The sequence below is a fragment of the Haladaptatus sp. SPP-AMP-3 genome, assembly GCF_049568665.1.
GTDB classification, from domain to species: Archaea; Halobacteriota; Halobacteria; order Halobacteriales; family Haladaptataceae; genus Haladaptatus; species Haladaptatus paucihalophilus.
In genome coordinates, this window is the sequence record NZ_CP145897.1 from 409909 (window position 1) to 428704 (window position 18796).

The window sequence follows — 18796 nt, forward strand, 5'->3', positions numbered from 1 at the left end:
CTTTTTAGGTGGCCGAGCAGTGTCGGGTATGCACTCCCCGACACGACTCTTTCATCTCCATTTCAACACGCCCGACGTGAGCCACGCGGAAACCGAACTCGACGCGCACGGACTGCCGCCTTACCAGCGCTTCGGGCAGGTCGGTGGCGAATTTCACGCGCTCGACGCGAGCGACCCGGTTCCGGACGGGTTCCGCCTTCGCCTCCAGAACGCCCAACGCGGCTACGTCAACGTCACGATTGCGCCAGGACGGCGGGCGCACTTCGACCATCTCGGACTGTGTACATCCGACTTCGACGCGATTTGTGACCGGGCGGACGAAGCGGGATGGTCGGTCCGTGACCGCGACGGGAGACGAACGTTCGTCATGACGCCGTGGGGGTTCCGCGTCGAACTGCACCGCGACGGCAGCGACGTGGAGGCCGACCTCGGGTCGTGGGACGACGCGCGGTTCGAGCGCGTCGAACTCGCAGTTTCCGACCCCGACGTCGAAGACGAGTTCCGAGTGGTGTTCGGAGAGATACCGGGACTGGTGTTTCGGCAGGATACCGATGACGATGAGGGGGTACACGTCCCTCGATTCGAACTCGACGGTTCGGCGTTTCCCACGGGAAAAACGGTCGAAAGTACGTCGTTCCTCTGATCAGTTCGTCGCGTTCCGCGACCGGACGGTTCCGGCCGACCACTCACCGGCGTCGGCCTGTCGAACGATTCCGGACTCGATGCTCGCGTTTTTAATTTCGACGGCGGGTTTCGGCCCCGTATCGGGATTCGTCACGTCCGGCGACACAGGCGGGTTCGCGGAGCGTCTCGGAACGGTGGTGTTGACGACCGTCAGTTTCGTCACGTTCAACGTGTCGAGGTTCGCCCCCTCGACGGTGACGTTTGTGAGCACGTGTCGCTTGATAACGCGGTTACTCACACCTGGGTCGAACAGGTCGCCGCCCGGCACGTCCCAAATCGAGCGGTTTCTGATGACGATTCGGTCCGCGCTCACGTTTTTCAGCGTGCCGTTTTGGATGTGAACCGTCGCGATGGAGACGTTCCGAAGGGTGACGTTTCGCTTGGTTCCGTTTTCGGTCTGCAGCGTGTCGACGTGAACTTCGTCCACCGTCGCGTTGTTCACCGTCGTGTTCCGGAGCGCCCACGTTCTGACGGTCACGTCCTTGGTTGACACCTTGTACTGGCCGAGTTGTAACGACGGATTTGCCGCGGCCGCCCCGGTCACCCCGCTACCAGCGACGGCTACCCCACCCGAAAAGACGAGGAGAAGCGACACGACGACAGCGGCGTGTGCGCCGATTCGAGTTCCCATACACGCCACGAATTCGAGTGACGGCATAAACGGCTTCGACCGTTTTTCTCAGTTCGGCGGATTAGGCCGTCGTTTCTCACTTCACGCTGATATGTGCGGCGAGGTCGTCGCGGATGATGGTTTCGCAGTACTCACAGCGGACGCCGTCGGAGAGCACCTCGAACTTCGAATCGACGGGTTCGTCCTCCGTCGAGATGCAGTTGCTGTTCGGACAGGAGAGGATGCCGACGACGTACTCGGGGCGCTCCAAGCGATGCTTTTCTGCCACTTCGTACTCCCGGATGATGTTGATGCTCGCGTCGGGGGCGATAAGCGAGAGGACGTCCACCTCGTTCTGACTCAACTCCTTCCCCTCGACTTTCACGATGTCCTTTCGGCCCATCCGGTCGCTGGGTACGTTCATGCCGACGCTCACTTCCTCGCCGTCGCTTCCGTCGATGCCGAGGATTGCGAGGACGTTGAGCGCCTGCCCGGCGCGAATGTGGTCGATAACGGTGCCGTTTCGAATCTTGCTGACGCGGAGTTCGTGGTCGCTCATTGGTCCTCCAGCATGGAGTCGAGCAGTGCCATACGCACTGGAATGCCGTTGTGTGCCTGTTCGAAGTACTTCGCGTGGTCCGTCTCGTCCACCTCGGGCGCGATTTCGTCGACGCGGGGAAGCGGATGCATGATGGTCAAATCATCACGTGCGTCTTCGAGCGTTTCGAGGTCGATACGGTAGTCGCCCGCGACGGCGCGGTACTCGTTCTCGTCGGGGAAGCGCTCGCGCTGGATGCGCGTGACGTAGAGCACGTCCAGGTTCGGAAGCACGTCCTCGATGTCGGTGTGTTCGCGGACGTTCGCACCCGCTTCGTGGAGGTCGTAGCGAACGCTTCGCGGGAGTTTGAGGCTTCCGGGACTGATGAAGTGCTGGCGGGTGTCGAAGTTGGTCAACGCGTGGGCGAGCGAGTGGACCGTCCGTCCGTACTTCAGGTCGCCCATGATGCCGATGGTGAGGTCGTCCAGTCCCGCGTTCTCCCGAATCGTATAGAGGTCGAGGAGCGTCTGCGTCGGGTGATGGCCCGCCCCGTCCCCGGCGTTGAGGAGGGGGACGTCGACGAACTCGCTCACCATCTTCGCCGCACCTTGGCTCGGGTGGCGCAACACGAGCGCGTCGGCGTAGCCCTCGATGACGCGAGTCGTGTCGGCGAGGCTCTCTCCCTTCTTCACGCTCGATGATTCGACGGAACCCATGTCCACGATGTCGCCGCCGAGACGTTTGATTGACGTCTCGAAGCTCATCTTCGTGCGCGTGCTCGGTTCGTAAAACAGCAACCCGAGGAGTTTTCCCGCGTGTCGGTCCCCGAACGCCGCCGGGTCGGCGTCGATTTCGGCGGCGCGGTCGAGAACGTCCTCGATGTCCTGCCGCGAAAGTTGTTTCGTGTCGATGAGGTGGTCGTGCCGCATCGTTCGAACAGGGGTCGCCACGCGCCTTGAAAGGCACGGGTCGCCCCCGGACTTTAAATCCGATGACGGAACCACACCCGACATGCTCGCCATCGCCGGTGGAAAAGGAGGCTGTGGAAAGACGACGACGACGCTCGGACTCGCGGGTGCGCTCGGCCGGATGCACCGGTCGGTGCTCGCCGCGGACGCGGATGTGGACATGCCCGACCTCCATCACCTCGCCAGCGTGGACGGGACCCCGAACCTCTCCGCCGTCGCGAACGGCGAGGCGGTCGAAATCGCCACGCACCCACCGCCGACGCTCTCCGGCGTCGAAGTAGTTCCCGCGCCACAATCGATGGGCGACACCGTTCACCTCCCGAGCGCGCTCTCCCGTCTCGCCGACGCCGCCGACCACGTTCTCGTTGACTGCCCGGCGGGGGCGGGACCGGACGCGGCGACGCCGCTTCGCCTCGCGGACCACGTTCTGCTGGTGACGACGACCGACCCGGCCTGCCTCCGCGACACGGCCAAAACCGCCGCGATGGCCCGTGCACTCGGGACGACTATCGTCGGGGTCGCCCTCACCCGAACGGAGCACCCGCCAACGGGAATCGAGCGCCTCCTCGACGGTCCCGTTCTTGCCTCGGTTCCCGACGGCGGCGTCGCCGTCCTCTCGGACGAATCGGTTCAGCGGGCATACGACCGTCTCGCGTCAACACTCCTGACCAAACACTTATGAACGCCGTTGGAGTTGTCACAATTATGGTACCGCGGCTTTCGACCGGAATTCCGGTGCTCGACCGGAAACTCGACGGAGGTATCCCCCCCGGGAGCACCGTCGCGCTCTGTGCATCTCCGGCCAGTCAGGCGGAACTCCTGTTGACCGAGTTCACCGCCAGCCGCCCCACGTTGTACCTGACGACCGACCGCGACGAGGAGACGGTGAGTGCCGGATTTCGGCGCGAATCCAGCCGTCGGACGCCGGAAGTCAGATACATTCCGGGTGATGCACCGCTGGACCACGCGCGACGACTGTTCCAGCGGCTCCGGAGCGATTCGACGCTCATCATCGACCCGATGAACCTACTGGAACGGGAGGACCCGACTCGGTATCGGAACTTCCTCCACGACCTGCAGGCCCACCTCCGCGGAACGGACAGCCTCGCAATTCTTCACTGTCTCGATGGGCGATGGGTGCCCGACCAGCGGGACATCACGGAACACGCCGTCGATGTGGTGTTTCAACTCAACACCGAAATTTCGGGCGACCGCGTCGAAAATCGACTCGCAGTGCCGAAGTTCCGCGGTGGACGGGCGCTTCCCGAAACCATCAAACTCGAACTCACGGAGAGGGTGGCAATCGACACCAGTCGGGATATCGCGTGAAAATTTCGGCGCGTCGTGAACCCGTCACCCTTCTCAGCGGCGTTCGTCGATTCGACGCATCTGTTCCCGGTGAAGCGTGACGATCATATCCGAGAGGACGCCGAACATGAGCAGTTGCAGGCCGAAGATGATGGAGATACCGGCGACGACCGCGATGACTTCGTGAGAGATGTGGCGCGTCACCCACTCGACGGCGACGTAAATTCCCAGAATAACCCCGATGAGACCGCTCAACATACCCATACTCCCGAAGTAGAATAGCGGATTGTTCGTCTTCGCGAGTTGGTAGAGCGTCATGATGATGTCACCCCCGTCCCAAAGCGGATGGAGGTTCGTCTCCGAGTCGTCCGGCCGCTCTTCGTACTGAATCGGCACGACGGCCGTCGGAACGCTGTGTTTGACGCATTCGACCGCCAGTTCGGTTTCGACGCCGAAGCCGTCCGAGGTGAGGTACGAACGCTCCGCGGATTTTCTCGTGAACGCCCGATAGCCGCTGAGGATATCCTTGAAATCCGACCGATGGATGATCGAGAACGCTCGGTTGATAACGCGGTTGCCAAAGTGGTTCAACCGCGGCATCGACCCGTCGTTCATGCCCGCAAACCGGTTGCCGATGACGTGCTGGTAGCCGTCGTCGAGCGGCTCCAGCATCGTCTCGGCGTCCGCCGGTTTGTACGTTCCGTCCCCGTCCAGCATCAGCACGTACTCCGCTTCGATGTGCTCCAAGCCTTCGCGGACGGCTTGCCCCTTCCCGACGCCGCTCTGTTCGATGACGCGCGCACCGTGCTCCGTCGCCACGTCGCGCGTCCCGTCGTCGGAGTTTCCGTCCACTACGAGGACGTTCGAGAAGCCCTGCTCGCGGAAGCCGTCGATGACTTCGCCAATCGTCTCGGCTTCGTTCAGCGTGGGGATGAGCACGCACACGTCCTCTCTGTCGGGCATTGTCAGGGAAATGGGTACCGGGGTCTAAAAGCCCAACCTTTTGAGTCTGTCAGTGTTGGGAGAGGTGCCAGAACTGTCAGTGTCGAGCGACTGTCTGGCAATCCATAGATGTTTAAAACAAAGCGACAAAGGACCGGCCATGAACCGGCTCGCCAAGGCTGCCGCCGTCGTTATCGCCGTGGCCGCGATTCCGTATTTCTGTTTTCTCGCGCTGTACGGACTGATTCGTCCGGAGGGCTCACCGGCCCGAAAACGGGACGCAGAACCGGCGGTCAGCATCATCTTGCCGACGTACAACGAATCCGACATCATCGAGAAGAAACTGGACGACTTGCTCGAACTCGACTATCCGATGGAGAACGTCGAACTCGTCGTCGTGGATTCGAGCGACGACGAGACGCCGGACCTGATCCGAGAATATTTCGCGGACCGAGAACATCCCTCGCTGAACCTCATCGAAGAGAAGGAACGGCGGGGACTCGCCCCCGCGCTCAACGACGCCTATGCGGCCGCCGAGAACGAGATGGTGGTCAAAACCGACTGCGACTCCTTCACCGCGAACGACGTGCTCCGGGTCGCCGCCGCGAACCTCGCCGACCCGGACGTCGCGGCAGTGACGGGGAAGAACACGGACGTACTCGGTGGAAGCGAAGTCGAGGAAGGATATCGCGGCGTGCAGGCGCACATCCAGACGCTCGAATCGCACCTCGATTCCACCCTTATCTTCCACGGCCCGTTCTCCGCCTTCGAAAACGACGCCATCGTCCCCATCGACCCCGAGTCGCTCGCCGACGACACGGAACTCGCGTTGAAGATTCGCCGGAACGGAAAGCGGGTTATCTACGACCCCGAAATCCGCTACAGCGAGGCATCGCACTCCGATTTCGGAAAGCGCCGTCTCCAGAAGGACCGGCGTGGGATGGGATTGATCCGCCTGCTCGTCCAGCACCGGGACGCACTCGGCCGACACGGGAAGTACGGAGGCGTCGTGTTGCCGTTCAATTGGTGGTTCATGATCGTCTCGCCGTGGCTGGTCGCGCTCGGCATCGGGTTGCTGACGGGGGCCGCGCTGGTCGCGACCGGACCGTTTGGGTTGGTCGTTCCGGCGGGGCTTGGAGTGTTCATCAAACTCGGAGGCAGTGACTGCCTCGGACCACTGCAGCCGGTGTACGCCATCTTCGACACGCAAGTATCGCTGTTCCGGGCGAGCGTGGAGTTGTTGCGTGGCGAAGGGGATGGAACGTGGGAGATAGATGAGGAGTTGCGGGAGGCGTTCGAGTGAAGATAGTACAGGTAACGCCGCGGTATCCACCTCGCGTCGGTGGTGTCGAGACACATGTGAAGGAGATCAGCGAGCGTCTCGTCGAGCGGGGGCACGAAGTTACGGTAGTTACCGCCGATGCGGGATCGGATGTGACGAATCGAGAGAAGAGGCGAGGAGTTTCCGTTCACCGATGTCGGGGATTTGCACCAGAAAATGCGTTTCACATCGCTCCGGGAATCATTCGTGCAGTGCGCCGTGCCAAACCGGATGTGGTTCACGCACATAACTATCACTCGGTCCCTATGTTGTGTGCGGCACTGGCAACGGACGCACCGTTGGTTGTGACACCACACTATCACGGCGAAAGTTCGAGTCGTATCAGGAACCACCTGCTTCGGGCGTATCGGCCTCTCGGAAGATGGGCGTTGAACGAAGCAGACGCCATCATCGCCGTTAGTGAATGGGAGTCTCGTCGATTAGAGCACGATTTCGGTACCACCGCCGATGTAATCCCGAACGGATTGCGGATAGAACGGTTCACAACCGCTGAGCCAGTTGACCATTCCCGGCCGTATTTACTCTGTGTCGGTCGGCTGGAAGAATATAAAGGCGTCCAGCACGCGATTCGTACACTCACTACCCTTCCCGAATACGACCTCCTCGTGGCCGGGTCCGGCAGTTATCGATCGGCGCTACGCCGTCTCGCCCGTCAGACGGGTGTCGAGGAGCAGGTGAAATTTTTAGGCTACGTCGCCGGCGATCGACTACCGGGTTTGTACGCCGGTGCCACAGCGTATCTGTTGCTGTCGGAGTTCGAGGCGTACGGAATGACGGTTGCGGAGGCGCTCGCTAGTGGAACACCTTGTGTCGTTCGTACAGGGAGCGCTTTGGACGACTGGTTGGAAAATCCGGGCGTCGTTCCGGTAACTGACCTTTCTCCAGATTCGATAACGAATGCTATTTCCGAGGCCCGGACTTCGAAAACGGGGACAGACCGAATTATTAGTTGGAACCAGGTTGCCGAGCGTATCGAACGGAGTTATTCATCCGTTTTGACAGAGAATCGGTCGGGCGCATGTCGGAGCGAGCGGGATAACGAGGGAATCGTTTGAATACGGTTACGTCGGTCAACGTCACCTCAAGCCGTTTCCACTTGGTCGAAGTGTCGCCGATCCGATGTATCTACCGCCTCGTAAATCCAAATATGCTTCTCGATAACCGTCTCCATCGAACTTGCCTTCCCGTAGTTTCGCATTCCTTCGGCGATTTTCATCCTCCGTTCCTCATTCGACAGGAGGTCCTGTATCTGCATCGTCGCGGATTCTGGGTCTTCGACATCGAAGAGGGAAACACAATCCCATTGCTCGTTCAAGCGTCTGAAATACAATTCATCGCTCACCACAGTCGGGACCTCGTATGCGACACACCAGTTGAAGATACCGCTCTGTGTCACGTCACGATATGGTAGAACCGCAACATCCGCGGCGTTGAATGCGGCGTTGAACCTGCTATCGTCGAGCATCCCCGTTATTTGGACGTTTTCAGGCGCGGTCCGCTCGACTTCACGAAGGAACTCCTCGTCTTCATCCGCCTGTACCCCGCCTGCGATGAGGAACTCGTATTCCGGTGCACGGTCCGCGATTTTCACGAACACATCCTGACCTTTCTCGGGACGGATGTAGCCCGGAACGACGACGACGGTTTCTGTAGAGTCGTATCCGAACACCCGCTTTGCGTCCGAGGTGTTCATCGAGACGGTTTCGGTTTGAACACCGTGTGACATCATTTCGTACCGCCTCAGCGGCACGCTTTCCTCGAAGCGGTCCTTGCAATTCTCGGATAGCAGTATGAGATAGCTCGCCCCAGCGACGAGCAACAGATTGTTTAACTTCACATACACGCGCTTCAGTAGGGCCAACGGTGGATCTATCGTCTCCCGGTTCCACGCGCTGTGAAGCGTCAAGACGACTGGCGTATTCCGGAGAAATGCAACGAAGTAGAGAACGGGGAAGAACAACCAACTCCAGATACTTTTCGGGCCGAAGATTCCGTATTCGTGCTGAACGTGAATGACGTCGTCTGACGAACGACCTGCTCTCACCGCATTCGTGATATACGGTAGCGGGTTTTTCGACCGAAGAGGAACGGTTACGTGCGTCACATCAACCTCGCCATCCATGTCCGAAATCAGGGAACCGGTGTACGTACCGATTCCACACTCGCCATCATCGGCCGTCGAGACAAGTGTAACGCTGGTCATCTTCGTTCTCCGATCATGTGTAGGTAGGTATCCGAACAATACGTTCAACAGACATGTCTGTTTCTGAACCGGTACGCGCCGCGAAAGTACTACCGTCGATTGAGAATTTCACTATCATGTCTTTTCCTGTCCCGGTGTTATACACACCGTACCGTTCTCAATATAAGTACTCCGTGTTATCGATTATCTCGTGGCCGCCGTTACTCGAACTACTGTTGTAGAATCCGAAGATAGTAGTCGGGGAAATTCATGTCAGACTTCGACTGGAATATGCGCTTTTGATGGCACGTCATCATAAGGCTTATGCGCGTTTTAGCAAATTCTCCACCAGATGAGCCAAGGCACCGAACAGGTCGAGGATTCCTCCACTCTTACAGATTCAGTCCTCGACCAGATAGAAGATTGGTACCACGTCCCCGTACTCGCGGTATTGCTGGGATTCATGTTGTGGGTTCGGTTGCAGTCCTACGACAGCTTCGTCAGGAACGGCGAAGTGTTCTTCTCGGGTAACGACGCGTGGTATCACCTCAGACAGGTACAGTATACAGTCAGTCACTGGCCAGCGACGATGCCGTTCGACCCGTGGACGTACTATCCGTACGGGACGAGCGTCGGCCAGTTCGGCACGCTCTACGACCAGATCGTCGCCACAGTGGCACTGATCGTCGGATTGGGCGATCCATCGCAAAAAACGGTCGCACTAACGCTGCTGGTCGCACCGGCGGTGTTCGGCACGCTCGTCGCCGTCCCGACCTACTTCATCGGGAAGCGGTTGAGCGGCCGACTCGGCGGCCTCTTCGGCGTTCTCGTGTTGGCACTCATTCCGGGCGTCTTCCTCAACCGCGGATTGGTCGGCTTCTCGGACCACAACATCGTCGAGCCGTTCTTCCAAGCGTTCGCCGTCCTGGCGATGATGGTCGCCGTCTCGGTCGCGGAACGCGAACGTCCGGTCTTCGAACTGCTCGCGGACCGCGACTTCGCGGCGGTGCGACGTCCACTCGGTTACGGCACCCTCGCTGGAATCGCAACCGCTCTTTATCTGTGGGTGTGGCCGCCGGGCGTGCTCCTCATCGGTATCTTCGGCGTGTTCTTCCTGCTGAAGCTGACCGCGGATTACGTGCGCGGCGTCAGTCCAGACCACCTCGCGTTCGTCGCGTCGATCAGCATGGGCGTCACGGGACTCCTCCTTCTCGTGCCGTTCGGGACCGCCACGTTCAGCGCGACGAAGTTCTCGCTCCTGCAACCGCTCATGGCGTTCGCCATCGCCATCGGTTCGGGATTCATGGCGTGGCTGGCACGCGAATGGGACGACCGCGACCTCGCGACGACCGGCTACCCGGTGGCCGTCTTCGGCATTCTCGTGGTCGGCGCGCTCGTCGTCTACGTCGCCCTGCCGGGTCTGTTCAACCTGATTCAGAACAATCTCGTTCGGTTCGTCGGATTCAATGCGGGCGCGGCACAGCGCACCATCGGCGAAGCGAAACCGTTCTTGAACGGTGGCCAATCGCTCACGTCGGCCGTCGTTCCGCAGTACGGCCTGATGTTCTTCACGGCAATCGTCGGCGCGCTGGTGATGGTCTGGCGCGCGCTGTCGGCGGACGAACACGAGGGAGAGAAGTTCCTCGTGCTCGTCTGGTCGGCGTTCATCGTGGCGGCAGCGTTCACGCAGGTACGCTTCAACTACTATCTCGCGGTTCCGGTCGCGGTGCTGAACGCCTACCTCCTCGGGTGGGTTCTCGGCTTCGTCGGTATCGGCGACTCGGCCAGCGAGACGATTCGAAACGTCGAGGCGTATCAGGTGCTCGCGGTGGTCTTCGTCGTTCTGTTGGTCGTCCCGGCGCTCGTCGTCCCCGTTCAAGTCAGCGGTACGAAGACGTACACCGCACAGACGGTCGGGAACAACACCGGACCCGGTTCGGTCACCCAGTGGGAGGGTTCCCTGCAGTGGATGCAGAAGAACACCCCACAGGAGGGTAACTTGGGCGGTGCCGGAAACTCGATGAACTACTACGGCACGTACAGTCAAGACGACGGCGACTTCGACTATCCGGACGGGTCGTACGGCGTCATGTCGTGGTGGGACTACGGTCACTGGATTACGGTCAACGGGGAGCGCATCCCCAACGCGAACCCGTTCCAGGAGGGTGCGACCACGGCCGCGAACTACCTGCTCGCGCAAAACGAGTCGCAGGCGAACGCCGTCATCGACTCGCTCGGCGACAAGAACGAGGAGACGCGCTACGTGATGGTCGACTGGAAGATGGTCGAAACGAAGGGGAGACAGGGCAACGTCAAGTTCTTCGCGCCGACGGTGTTCAACAAGAACGTCTCGCAATCGACGTTCATGGACTACATCCTGGTCGGCGATCAGGGCAACTACGTCGTCCAGCACAAACAGGCGTACTACGAGACGCAGATGGTCCGTCTGTACAAGTACGGCGGTAGCTCGGTCGAACCGAAACCCATCGTCCTCGACTGGGACGTCGGCACCGGGACGCGGAACGGCCAGCAGATAACGTACAAGCAGAATCCGCAGGGTCCGAACGAAACCGTCGTTCGGACGTTCGACACGATGAAAGAGGCGCGGGAGTTCGTCGAAAAGGACGGAAGCTCGCAAATCGGCGGCATCGGCCCGTATCCGAGCGAGCGGATTCCGGCGCTCCAACACTACCGCGTCGTCAAGGAGAGCAAGTCGCAGTCCACGAGCGTCTACTCGCACTATCAGGTGCTGAGTCAGCGACTACAACTGCTCCAACAGGGCGGTGCTTCGGGACAGGACTTCCTGCGCACCTCGCCCGCGTGGGTGAAGACGTTCGAACGCGTCCCCGGCGCGACGGTGCAGGGAACCGGCCCGGCGGACACGACCATCACCGCCTCGGTGAAGATGAACTCCCCCGACGGTGGCACGTTCACCTACACCCAGCAGGCGAAAACCGATGGGGACGGGACGTTCACCATGACCCTGCCGTACTCCACGACCGGCTACGAGAAGTGGGGCACGGAGAAAGGCTACACGAACGTCAGCGTTCGTGCGGTCGGTCCCTACGAGTTCTCGACGCCGAAGACGTTCGGCGACGACGGCATCACGTTCAAAAACGCGACGGCACAGGTCACGGAAGGCCAAGTCATCGGCGAGAACACGAACCCGGTGACCGTCTCCGTGGACCAACAGCAGACGGTTCCGGTCGGCGGCGCGAACAACTCCACCGGCAACTCCTCGTCGGGTCCGGCGAACGCCGGTAACTCGACCAGCGGTAACGCGACGGCCGGAAACGGCACCGTCGGAGCCAACGACTCGACGAACAGCAGTTCGCTGCCGAGTCCCGCCGCACCGTCGACCCGCGCCGGTCTGGTCGGCACGTTCGCGGCCGCGATGGTCGTGGCGCGCCGCGACTGAAGCGCGTCGGTTGCGGTTTCGATTTCGTTTTTCCGTTCGCTTGATTTCACCCCGCCAGCCCACATTCTCATATTCGAGTGGCCCGTAGTGCCGGGCGTGACTGGTGACGAGCGAGAGCCTGCTGGCGTCGACCGCGGATGGGAATCGTTTTTTGATTCGACCGGAAACCCGGGTGCAATGCGTGGCCTGCTGACTGTCTACCTGAAAGGCGTCTGCATGGGGTCCGCCGATGCGGTCCCCGGCGTCTCCGGCGGGACGATAGCCCTCATCACGGGCATCTACGAGCGACTCATCTCGGCCGTCGCGTCGTTCGACCCGCGAATCGTGCTGAACATCCTCCGAGCGTACGACCCCGACGAACGCGCGAACGCTCGCCGAATCCTTTCCGAGATGGACATTCCGTTTCTGCTCGCACTCGGGGCGGGAATCGCGACGGCGGTCGTGGCGGTGACGGGACTGGTCACGTGGGGAAGCAAACAGCATCCCGTCCTGCTGTACGGCTTCTTCTTCGGACTCATCGCCGCGTCGGCCATCGTCCTCTACGACGAAGTGTCGGTGAGTACGCCGGGGCAGGTCGGTGCCGCCATCGCTGGCTTCGCCGTCGCCTTCCTGATAGCCGGTGCGACCGAATCGGCGACCGGTGCGACGCCCCTTCCGCTCGTCTTCGTGACCGGAATGGTCGCCATCAGTGCGATGATACTCCCCGGCGTCTCCGGCGCGCTCATCCTCATGCTCCTCGGTCAGTACAACTACCTCTCTGAAAGTCTGCACGGAGTCAAGGACGCGCTCGTCGGACTCGTCGACGGCGGGTCCGTCGGGGCCGTCGTCACGCCGGGGATAGTCGTCGTGACGTTCATGGTCGGTGCCCTCATCGGGCTGTTGACGATTTCGAAGGTCGTTGCGTGGGCGCTCGAACACTACCGAGCGGCGACTCTGACCTTCCTCGTCAGCCTGATGGTCGGAGCGCTTCGCTTCCCCGTCGAGAAGACGGTCGCGGCGTCGACGTTCGCGTGGACCCCGACGGTAATCGGCGGGGCGCTCGTCGCCGTCCTCGTCGGCGGCGGCGCGGTGCTGTTGCTCAACCACACCACCGACGATTTGGACTACTGACCGTTCGGTTTCTAGACGAGAACTACTGTTAACTTACTGCATGGCATAGGTTCTCCGAGATGACTGCAACGTACGAATGTGAGAACTGCGGCAAGCGGGTGAGCGCGCTTCAGCACCCCGGGGAGTGTCCGGACTGCGATTCGGAGATGCGGAACGTCAGCGTTCCGCGCGAGTAGGTGCCGTCAATCGGGTGGGGAGCGCGTCGATATGCGCCGTCATGTCGTCGATATCGTCGTCTAGCTCGGCGAGAAACGTCCGGGCTTCGGGAGCTATCGTCGCGCCGTCGGGCGTCGATTCGACGTACCCCTCCTCTTCGAGGAGCCTGAGGGCGGCGCGGATTTCGTGGTGTTCTCGTTCGGTGATGCGAGACAGCCGACGAATCCCGACCGGTCCGTGTTCGGAGACGAGCAGGAGGGTCCCGAGCGCCCGCTCTATCAGTTCGAGTTCGCGGTGGAGAGTATCGAACACGCCTGAAAACAATCACCCGTTCGGCTAAAGCGTTCCTTCGAAGCGGTACTGTGAGGAACAGTGACATCGGTAGCGTCCGGGAACCATCGATTCGATTCCGGGCGGATACGAAACTATTCAATCGACGAGAACGAAATCCGGTTACGAAAAGAATGGACGACACGATAGGGGACGTGAGCACGTTCCTCTGGTGGCTCGGGTGGCGGTTCGAAATGGGTGTCGCGCTCGCGCTCGTACTCTCGATTCTCTTCGGCGCGACGACCGGAACGGGCATCGGCTACCTCGTCGGACTCACCAGCGGACTCGGCCTCTGGTATCTCGGGACGAAGGAGATAGACCGGTCGTACTGGACCCTGCTCGACCCCTACGCGGAGTACACGAAGCAGGTGCGCCGAACCGTGGCGGGAACGACGCCCCACGAATCGACGTACACGCTGAACTACAGTTCCGGCGCGTCCTTGTTCGTGACGCCGGACGAACGCTACTTCACCACGACCGTCTTCGTCGGCGACGAGGCGGTCACGTTCCACGAGGGCGTCGGCGTCGATATGGTGGCTCGAGTTCCGTATTCGAAGGACGAAGCGACCGAGATACGTTACGAGTGGCTCTCCTCGATTCAGTACGAGAAACCGTACGTGCGCCTCGAACTGACGAGCGGAAAATCGATTCGATACTACGCAAACGACCATCCCGACGAGTTGCTGGCCGAAGTGCGTAATCACATCGAACGACGTTCGCGGGACACCGCGGAAGAAACGGCCGCCACGGGGGAGACGACCGACGCGGGAAAAACGGCCGGACGAATTCAGCGCGAATTCAACTGACCAGCGCCGCGTCCAGCACTTCGAGCGGGTGGCGGATATCGTAGCCCGTTCCGTGGTTCATCTGCATCGCGCAGGTCGGACACTCGGTCATGCCAGTCTCGCCCTCCGTGTCCTCCATGTGTTCGAACATCTCCTCGCCGATTTTCATCGACGTGTCGTACTTCTCCTCCTTCCAGCCGTAGGTGCCGCTGATGCCGGAACAGGAGTCGCCGACGTCCACCGGGTCGGTGCCGTCGAGCGCCGACAGCAGTTCGACGGCCTGCCCGTCGAGTCCCTGATTTCTGGCGTGGCACGGCGCGTGGTAGGCGAGCGAGCCGAACTCAGATTCCGGGACGGAGGCGTCCGCGAGCGTGCCGTCCAAGTCCTCGTTGATGCGGAGGAATTCGAGGGCCTCGTAGGTGTTCGCGGCGACCTTCGCGGTGCCGTCGAACGAGTAGAGTTCGGGGTACTCCTGCCGGAGCGCCATCGAACAGGAGGTACACGAGCAGATGACGTCGTACCCTTGTTCGACCAGCGCGGCGAACGTCTCGATGTTGAACTTCGCGGCGCGCTTCGCATCGTCCAGCATGCCGTTGGCGAACATCGGCGTCCCCGAACAGCGCTGTTCGGGCACGACGACTTCGTAGCCGAACTCCTCGTACACGCGGACCATCGACTTTGCGACCTCTGGCGTATTGAAGTTCGAGTAGTCGCCGTGGAAGTAGGCGACGCGCTTGTCGTCCGACTCTTCTTCGCCCCGGTTGCGCTCCGCTCGCTTTTTCGAGGCGGCGTTGCCGCCTCGCTCCTCCCACCAGTCGGTGAACGTCTGCTCGGCGAAGGCGGGGAACTCGCGTTCTCCCGCGATGCCGAGGAGTTTCTCGTAGACCGTCTTCGTCACCGAGAGACCCATCACGAAGTTGGCGAGGCGGGGGAACTTCGCGCCGAGCGGCGCGAGTCGGCCGTAGTTCGCCAGAATTCGGTTGCGGATGTACTCCCGCGAGAACTTCGACATCTCTTCTTCCACGTACTCCCCGCGAGCCGTGTTGTGCATCCCGGAGAGCGGCACGTCGGAGGGACAGGCGCTATCACAGCGCATGCAGTTCGAACACGACATGATGGAGTCGTCGATGTCCTGGTCCTCCTTGCGCTTGAGTCGCCACTGCTCGGGACCTTGGAACTTCGGTCCGGGGAAGTCGTCGTCCACTTCGGCGACGGGACACTCCGTGTCGCACGTCGAGCATTTATAGCAGTCGTCGGACCCCGGTCTGAGGTCGAGCGGTTCGCCTGTAAACACGTCTCGGAGTTCTGCCGCGTCTCGTCGGTCTGCTTGCTTCTCACTCATGGATTCACATTCACCTGTTCGCTCGCAATCCGTCCCGCCACGACGCCGGTCGAGAGCGAGACGCCGCTACCTGACTTCTCCGCCGCGAAATCGTAGCCGCCGAGAACGCCACCGGCGGCGCGAAGGTTGTCGAATTCCGGTTCGCCGTCCGCGTCGAGCACCCGCAGTTCGTCGTCGGTTTCCACCCCGAATCGGGCGAAGGAGTGCTCGCCGAACGCCTCGGGGTCCGACCAGTCGTACCGGTCCTCGGGCGCGGGGACGTGACAGTCGAAAATTGGCTCGGACACGCGCTCGCGCGTCGAATCGATTCCCTTGCCGACCAGGCCGCCCGTCGCCAGCACGAACTGGTCGCCGTAAAACGGGATTTCCGCGCCGTTTCGCTCCACGACGACGGCTTCGAGTTCGTCGTCCCCTTCGAAATCCACGACGGGATTCCCGGACGTGGTTCGCACGCCCTCGTCTTTGAGGGCGTCGTGGAACGCGGTTTCGAGGCGCATTCCGGGAAGGCTCGGCGGTCCCATCGGCACCTCGAACACGTCCGCCCCCAGTTCGGCTTCCAGTGACGCGATCACCTCGCCGGGTCGCTCCTCGCCGAGCATCGCCGGGAAACCGACGCGCTCCGCGCCGCCGAGGTGGGATTCGACCCGTTCGGCGAGCGCGGTGCGGACGGGCAGGGACGTCGAAATCCCGTTTCGCGTCCGTTCGATTCGCTCGTTTTCGTCCAGCGCGTGAGCGAGTCGGGTGATTCGAGCATCGGTCCGAAAGTCGCCGGGGAACGCGACGGTGACGCCGCGCGCGTCGAACGGCACGTCCGCCGACAGTCGCTCGGCCGCCAACGGCGCGTCGAAATCGGTCACCGTCTCGAAGCCGACCAACAGGGTGTCCCGGTCGTCGCTCGCCAGTCCGCTGGCGCTGGTTTTAGGGTACCGCGCCGTCGGTTTGATTCGCCCGCCGAACGTCGGCACGAGGGCGTTCCTGTCGGTGTGGCCGCCTGCGTAGTCGGTCACGGAATCGAGGAGGTCGAGACCGTCGCGGATTCCCTCCTCGCCGACGATTCGGTAGGGATGCTCGTCGGGAAGTCCCGAAATGGCCTCGAACGGGTCCGCCACCAGTCCGTCGTCGTACCCCAGCACGTCGATGAGTCCGCTCGCGTGGCGGAGGGTGCTCTCCTTGTGCGAGAGGAGTCTGACCTGCGCGCCCTCGCGGGCGGCGGAAAGCGCGGTCGCCATCCCGGCGATGCCGCCGCCGACGACCACGACGTCGTCCTCAATCGCCACGGTTACCCCCGTCGAACGCCGCGAAATCGATGTTCTCGATGTCCCCGTCGCGGTTCATGGTGGTCGCGTGAAGCGCGTAGTTCAGCGCGGCCTGTGAGAGCTGTTCGCCCCAAAGGCCGTGCCGTTCGCCTTTCCAGCGCTCCTGAAACAGTTCGTCCAGCGCGTTGCGGGCGGTGGGTTCGTCGTACTCCGGGTGGAGTTCGCTCGCCATGCGCTGACAGCAGATGCCGCCCTGACAGTTGCCCATCGAGGCGCGGGTGCGGATGCGAACCGAGTTCAAATCGGTTCCCGCACCCTCTATCGCGTCCTGAATCTCCGCGCGGGTGACGGCTTCACACTCGCAAATCACGGGGTTCGGGTCGGTGCTCGTGAGCACGCCCTCGGCCCGACTGCCGAGTCGCTGGACGCTCCGCCGTCCGATGGGGGACCGAAGCCCGAACTCCTCCATGTAGTCGTGCAGGAGGGTAAAATCGTGGCTTCCGGGGAGCGGTTCGTCCGCGGTGTGGCAGGTCGCCCTGACGCCGAGTTTATCGCACACGTGGTCCGAAATCTGCTCGGCCATCATCCGGTACGTGGTGAACTTGCCGCCGACGATGCTCGCCATGCCGCCGAGGTCGTCGCGCTCCTCGTGGTCCAGCAGGAAGAAGTCGCGGGTGATGTCCGTCGGGTCGGTCGTCCCCGTCCCCGGCGGTTCGTACAGCGGTCGGACGCCCCAGAACGAGCGAATCGTTCGGGAGTCGCGGAGGATGGGAACGAGGTTCGACAACTCGTCTATCATCATATCGACTTCCCAGCCTTCCTCGGGGTAATTCTCCGGGTCTTCTACCTCCTCGTCCGTGGTCCCGAGAATCGCCGTCGTCTCGTGGGGAACGATGATGTCGGCGTCGCCTTTCGGACGACAGTGGTTGATGACGGTATCCACCTGTCGGCAGTTCATCACCACCATCGCGCCTTTCGACGGACGGACTTCGACGTCGACGCCCGCCATGTCGCCGAGTCGTCCGGCCCACGCGCCCGTCGCGTTGACGACGTATTCGGCGCGAATCTCCTCGGTCGTGCCGGGTTTCGCGTGGTTCCGCTTTCCCGGCCCGCTCGCGTGGCGCACTTCGACGCCGGTCACGTCGCTTCCCTCGACCAGCACGTCCGTCACTTCCGCGTGCGTCTCGATTCGCGCCCCGTGCATCTCGGCGTCGGCCGCGTTGGCGACGCAGAGCCGAAACGGGTCGATGGCCCCGTCGGGGACCGAAATCGCGCGCTTTACGTCCTCGGTGAGGTAGGGTTCCTGTTCGCGGGCCTCCCGCGCGGTCAACTCCTCAGCCGGGATGCCACAGTCCCGACAGCCCTCTAACTTCTCCTCGAAGTAGTCGTCGGAATCGCCCTCCAACTGGACGAACTGCCCGCCGGTCATCTCGACGCAGTGACTGGCGATGTCCCGAAGGACGCGATTCTCCTCGATACACTCCTCGGCGCTGGCTTGGTCGGAGACGGCGTATCGGCCGCCGCTATGGAGCAGGCCGTGCATCCGGCCCGTCGTACCGTGGGTGAGATTTCCCTTCTCGACCAACGTCACGTCGAGTCCCCGCATCGCGAGGTCCCGGGCGATGCCCGTGCCCGTCGAACCACCCCCGACGACGAGCACATCGGCGTCAGTTGCCATGGGTGTGGGTTAGTTGGAACGCACTTTAGTTTACCGCCAAGGAGGGTAGTATAGATAAAATACGGAACGGCCGTTGACGGCGGGGATAGCGGCCGGATACGCACGAAGCGGTCCGGTCGAAGCCTCCCAACGATACAGCGGAGAGAC

Annotated in this window: 18 protein-coding genes; 9 read left to right on the forward strand and 9 right to left on the reverse strand. The window is 61.8% G+C overall.

The window, feature by feature from the left end; genetic code table 11:
- Positions 1–28: 28 nt before the first annotated feature.
- A complete protein-coding gene (locus tag V5735_RS02620) occupies positions 29–643 on the forward strand; it encodes a VOC family protein (RefSeq protein ID WP_423744940.1) in 615 nt (204 codons plus the stop codon).
- On the opposite strand, the gene V5735_RS02625 is transcribed toward V5735_RS02620, so the two are convergent.
- The 3 genes from V5735_RS02625 to pyrB form a co-directional block, all read right to left on the reverse strand.
- Positions 644–1315 (reverse strand): hypothetical protein, encoded by a 672-nt coding sequence (locus V5735_RS02625; protein ID WP_423744941.1) that lies wholly within the window; start codon positions 1313–1315, stop codon positions 644–646.
- Positions 1316–1391: 76 nt separating this feature from the next.
- A complete protein-coding gene (gene pyrI / locus V5735_RS02630; RefSeq protein WP_007982879.1) occupies positions 1392–1853 on the reverse strand; it encodes an aspartate carbamoyltransferase regulatory subunit in 462 nt (153 codons plus the stop codon).
- Positions 1850–2761, reverse strand: a complete 912-nt coding sequence (gene pyrB, locus V5735_RS02635) for an aspartate carbamoyltransferase (protein ID WP_423744942.1) — start codon at positions 2759–2761, stop codon at positions 1850–1852. Before pyrB ends, pyrI begins: the two co-directional genes overlap by 4 nt.
- A gap of 82 nt (positions 2762–2843) precedes the next feature.
- On the opposite strand from pyrB, the gene V5735_RS02640 reads away from it, so the two are divergent.
- Together V5735_RS02640 and V5735_RS02645 are read left to right on the forward strand one after the other, a co-directional pair.
- The gene (locus V5735_RS02640; RefSeq protein ID WP_423744943.1) at positions 2844–3482 is read left to right on the forward strand and encodes a P-loop NTPase; all 639 of its coding nucleotides are present in this window, start codon (positions 2844–2846) and stop codon (positions 3480–3482) included.
- A gap of 23 nt (positions 3483–3505) precedes the next feature.
- Complete coding sequence (locus V5735_RS02645) at positions 3506–4129, forward strand: RAD55 family ATPase (protein WP_423744944.1); 624 nt, start codon at positions 3506–3508, stop codon at positions 4127–4129.
- A 33-nt stretch (positions 4130–4162) separates the two neighbouring features.
- On the opposite strand, the gene aglJ is transcribed toward V5735_RS02645, so the two are convergent.
- Complete coding sequence (gene aglJ, locus V5735_RS02650) at positions 4163–5071, reverse strand: S-layer glycoprotein N-glycosyltransferase AglJ (protein ID WP_423744945.1); 909 nt, start codon at positions 5069–5071, stop codon at positions 4163–4165.
- Between the two features lie 139 nt (positions 5072–5210).
- On the opposite strand from aglJ, the gene V5735_RS02655 reads away from it, so the two are divergent.
- The gene (locus tag V5735_RS02655) at positions 5211–6353 is read left to right on the forward strand and encodes a glycosyltransferase (protein WP_423744946.1); all 1143 of its coding nucleotides are present in this window, start codon (positions 5211–5213) and stop codon (positions 6351–6353) included.
- Between the two features lie 56 nt (positions 6354–6409).
- A complete protein-coding gene (locus V5735_RS02660; protein ID WP_423744947.1) occupies positions 6410–7447 on the forward strand; it encodes a glycosyltransferase family 4 protein in 1038 nt (345 codons plus the stop codon).
- A 26-nt stretch (positions 7448–7473) separates the two neighbouring features.
- Here the strand turns inward: V5735_RS02660 and V5735_RS02665 are convergent, their stop codons facing one another.
- A complete protein-coding gene (locus V5735_RS02665) occupies positions 7474–8595 on the reverse strand; it encodes a glycosyltransferase (protein WP_423744948.1) in 1122 nt (373 codons plus the stop codon).
- A 331-nt stretch (positions 8596–8926) separates the two neighbouring features.
- On the opposite strand from V5735_RS02665, the gene V5735_RS02670 reads away from it, so the two are divergent.
- From V5735_RS02670 to V5735_RS02680, 3 genes are all read left to right on the forward strand, one after another.
- Positions 8927–11992, forward strand: coding sequence for an oligosaccharyl transferase, archaeosortase A system-associated (locus V5735_RS02670; protein ID WP_423744949.1), 3066 nt, complete (start codon positions 8927–8929; stop codon positions 11990–11992).
- A gap of 177 nt (positions 11993–12169) precedes the next feature.
- Positions 12170–13102: a DUF368 domain-containing protein gene (locus V5735_RS02675; protein ID WP_423744950.1), complete on the forward strand. Its 933-nt coding sequence runs from the start codon at positions 12170–12172 to the stop codon at positions 13100–13102.
- 59 nt (positions 13103–13161) lie between these two features.
- Positions 13162–13278, forward strand: coding sequence for a rubrerythrin-like domain-containing protein (locus V5735_RS02680; RefSeq protein ID WP_139025542.1), 117 nt, complete (start codon positions 13162–13164; stop codon positions 13276–13278).
- Here V5735_RS02680 and V5735_RS02685 read toward each other — a convergent pair.
- Positions 13259–13570, reverse strand: a complete 312-nt coding sequence (locus V5735_RS02685; protein ID WP_423744951.1) for a hypothetical protein — start codon at positions 13568–13570, stop codon at positions 13259–13261. The genes V5735_RS02680 and V5735_RS02685 overlap by 20 nt on opposite strands.
- Positions 13571–13722: 152 nt before the next feature.
- Between V5735_RS02685 and V5735_RS02690 the strand changes: the two genes are divergently transcribed.
- Positions 13723–14394: a hypothetical protein gene (locus V5735_RS02690; protein ID WP_423744952.1), complete on the forward strand. Its 672-nt coding sequence runs from the start codon at positions 13723–13725 to the stop codon at positions 14392–14394.
- Here the strand turns inward: V5735_RS02690 and V5735_RS02695 are convergent.
- From V5735_RS02695 to glpA, 3 genes are read right to left on the reverse strand one after another with little or no spacing between them, the layout of a single operon-like run.
- The gene (locus tag V5735_RS02695) at positions 14387–15715 is read right to left on the reverse strand and encodes an anaerobic glycerol-3-phosphate dehydrogenase subunit C (protein ID WP_423744953.1); all 1329 of its coding nucleotides are present in this window, start codon (positions 15713–15715) and stop codon (positions 14387–14389) included. The genes V5735_RS02690 and V5735_RS02695 overlap by 8 nt on opposite strands.
- Positions 15712–16992, reverse strand: coding sequence for a glycerol-3-phosphate dehydrogenase subunit GlpB (gene glpB, locus V5735_RS02700; RefSeq protein ID WP_423744954.1), 1281 nt, complete (start codon positions 16990–16992; stop codon positions 15712–15714). The genes V5735_RS02695 and glpB overlap by 4 nt, the downstream gene beginning before the upstream one ends.
- A complete protein-coding gene (gene glpA, locus V5735_RS02705; RefSeq protein WP_423744955.1) occupies positions 16982–18649 on the reverse strand; it encodes an anaerobic glycerol-3-phosphate dehydrogenase subunit GlpA in 1668 nt (555 codons plus the stop codon). Before glpA ends, glpB begins: the two co-directional genes overlap by 11 nt.
- Between the last annotated feature and the right edge of the window lie 147 nt (positions 18650–18796).

Coding starts and splice junctions, on each gene's coding strand:
- V5735_RS02620 (WP_423744940.1), top strand. CDS start 29: ATGCACTCCCCGACACGACTCTTTCATCTCCATTTCAACACGCCCGAC.
- V5735_RS02625 (WP_423744941.1), bottom strand. CDS start 1,315: ATGGGAACTCGAATCGGCGCACACGCCGCTGTCGTCGTGTCGCTTCTC.
- pyrI (WP_007982879.1), bottom strand. CDS start 1,853: ATGAGCGACCACGAACTCCGCGTCAGCAAGATTCGAAACGGCACCGTT.
- pyrB (WP_423744942.1), bottom strand. CDS start 2,761: ATGCGGCACGACCACCTCATCGACACGAAACAACTTTCGCGGCAGGAC.
- V5735_RS02640 (WP_423744943.1), top strand. CDS start 2,844: ATGCTCGCCATCGCCGGTGGAAAAGGAGGCTGTGGAAAGACGACGACG.
- V5735_RS02645 (WP_423744944.1), top strand. CDS start 3,506: ATGGTACCGCGGCTTTCGACCGGAATTCCGGTGCTCGACCGGAAACTC.
- aglJ (WP_423744945.1), bottom strand. CDS start 5,071: ATGCCCGACAGAGAGGACGTGTGCGTGCTCATCCCCACGCTGAACGAA.
- V5735_RS02655 (WP_423744946.1), top strand. CDS start 5,211: ATGAACCGGCTCGCCAAGGCTGCCGCCGTCGTTATCGCCGTGGCCGCG.
- V5735_RS02665 (WP_423744948.1), bottom strand. CDS start 8,595: ATGACCAGCGTTACACTTGTCTCGACGGCCGATGATGGCGAGTGTGGA.
- V5735_RS02670 (WP_423744949.1), top strand. CDS start 8,927: ATGAGCCAAGGCACCGAACAGGTCGAGGATTCCTCCACTCTTACAGAT.
- V5735_RS02675 (WP_423744950.1), top strand. CDS start 12,170: ATGCGTGGCCTGCTGACTGTCTACCTGAAAGGCGTCTGCATGGGGTCC.
- V5735_RS02680 (WP_139025542.1), top strand. CDS start 13,162: ATGACTGCAACGTACGAATGTGAGAACTGCGGCAAGCGGGTGAGCGCG.
- V5735_RS02690 (WP_423744952.1), top strand. CDS start 13,723: ATGGACGACACGATAGGGGACGTGAGCACGTTCCTCTGGTGGCTCGGG.
- V5735_RS02695 (WP_423744953.1), bottom strand. CDS start 15,715: ATGAGTGAGAAGCAAGCAGACCGACGAGACGCGGCAGAACTCCGAGAC.
- glpA (WP_423744955.1), bottom strand. CDS start 18,649: ATGGCAACTGACGCCGATGTGCTCGTCGTCGGGGGTGGTTCGACGGGC.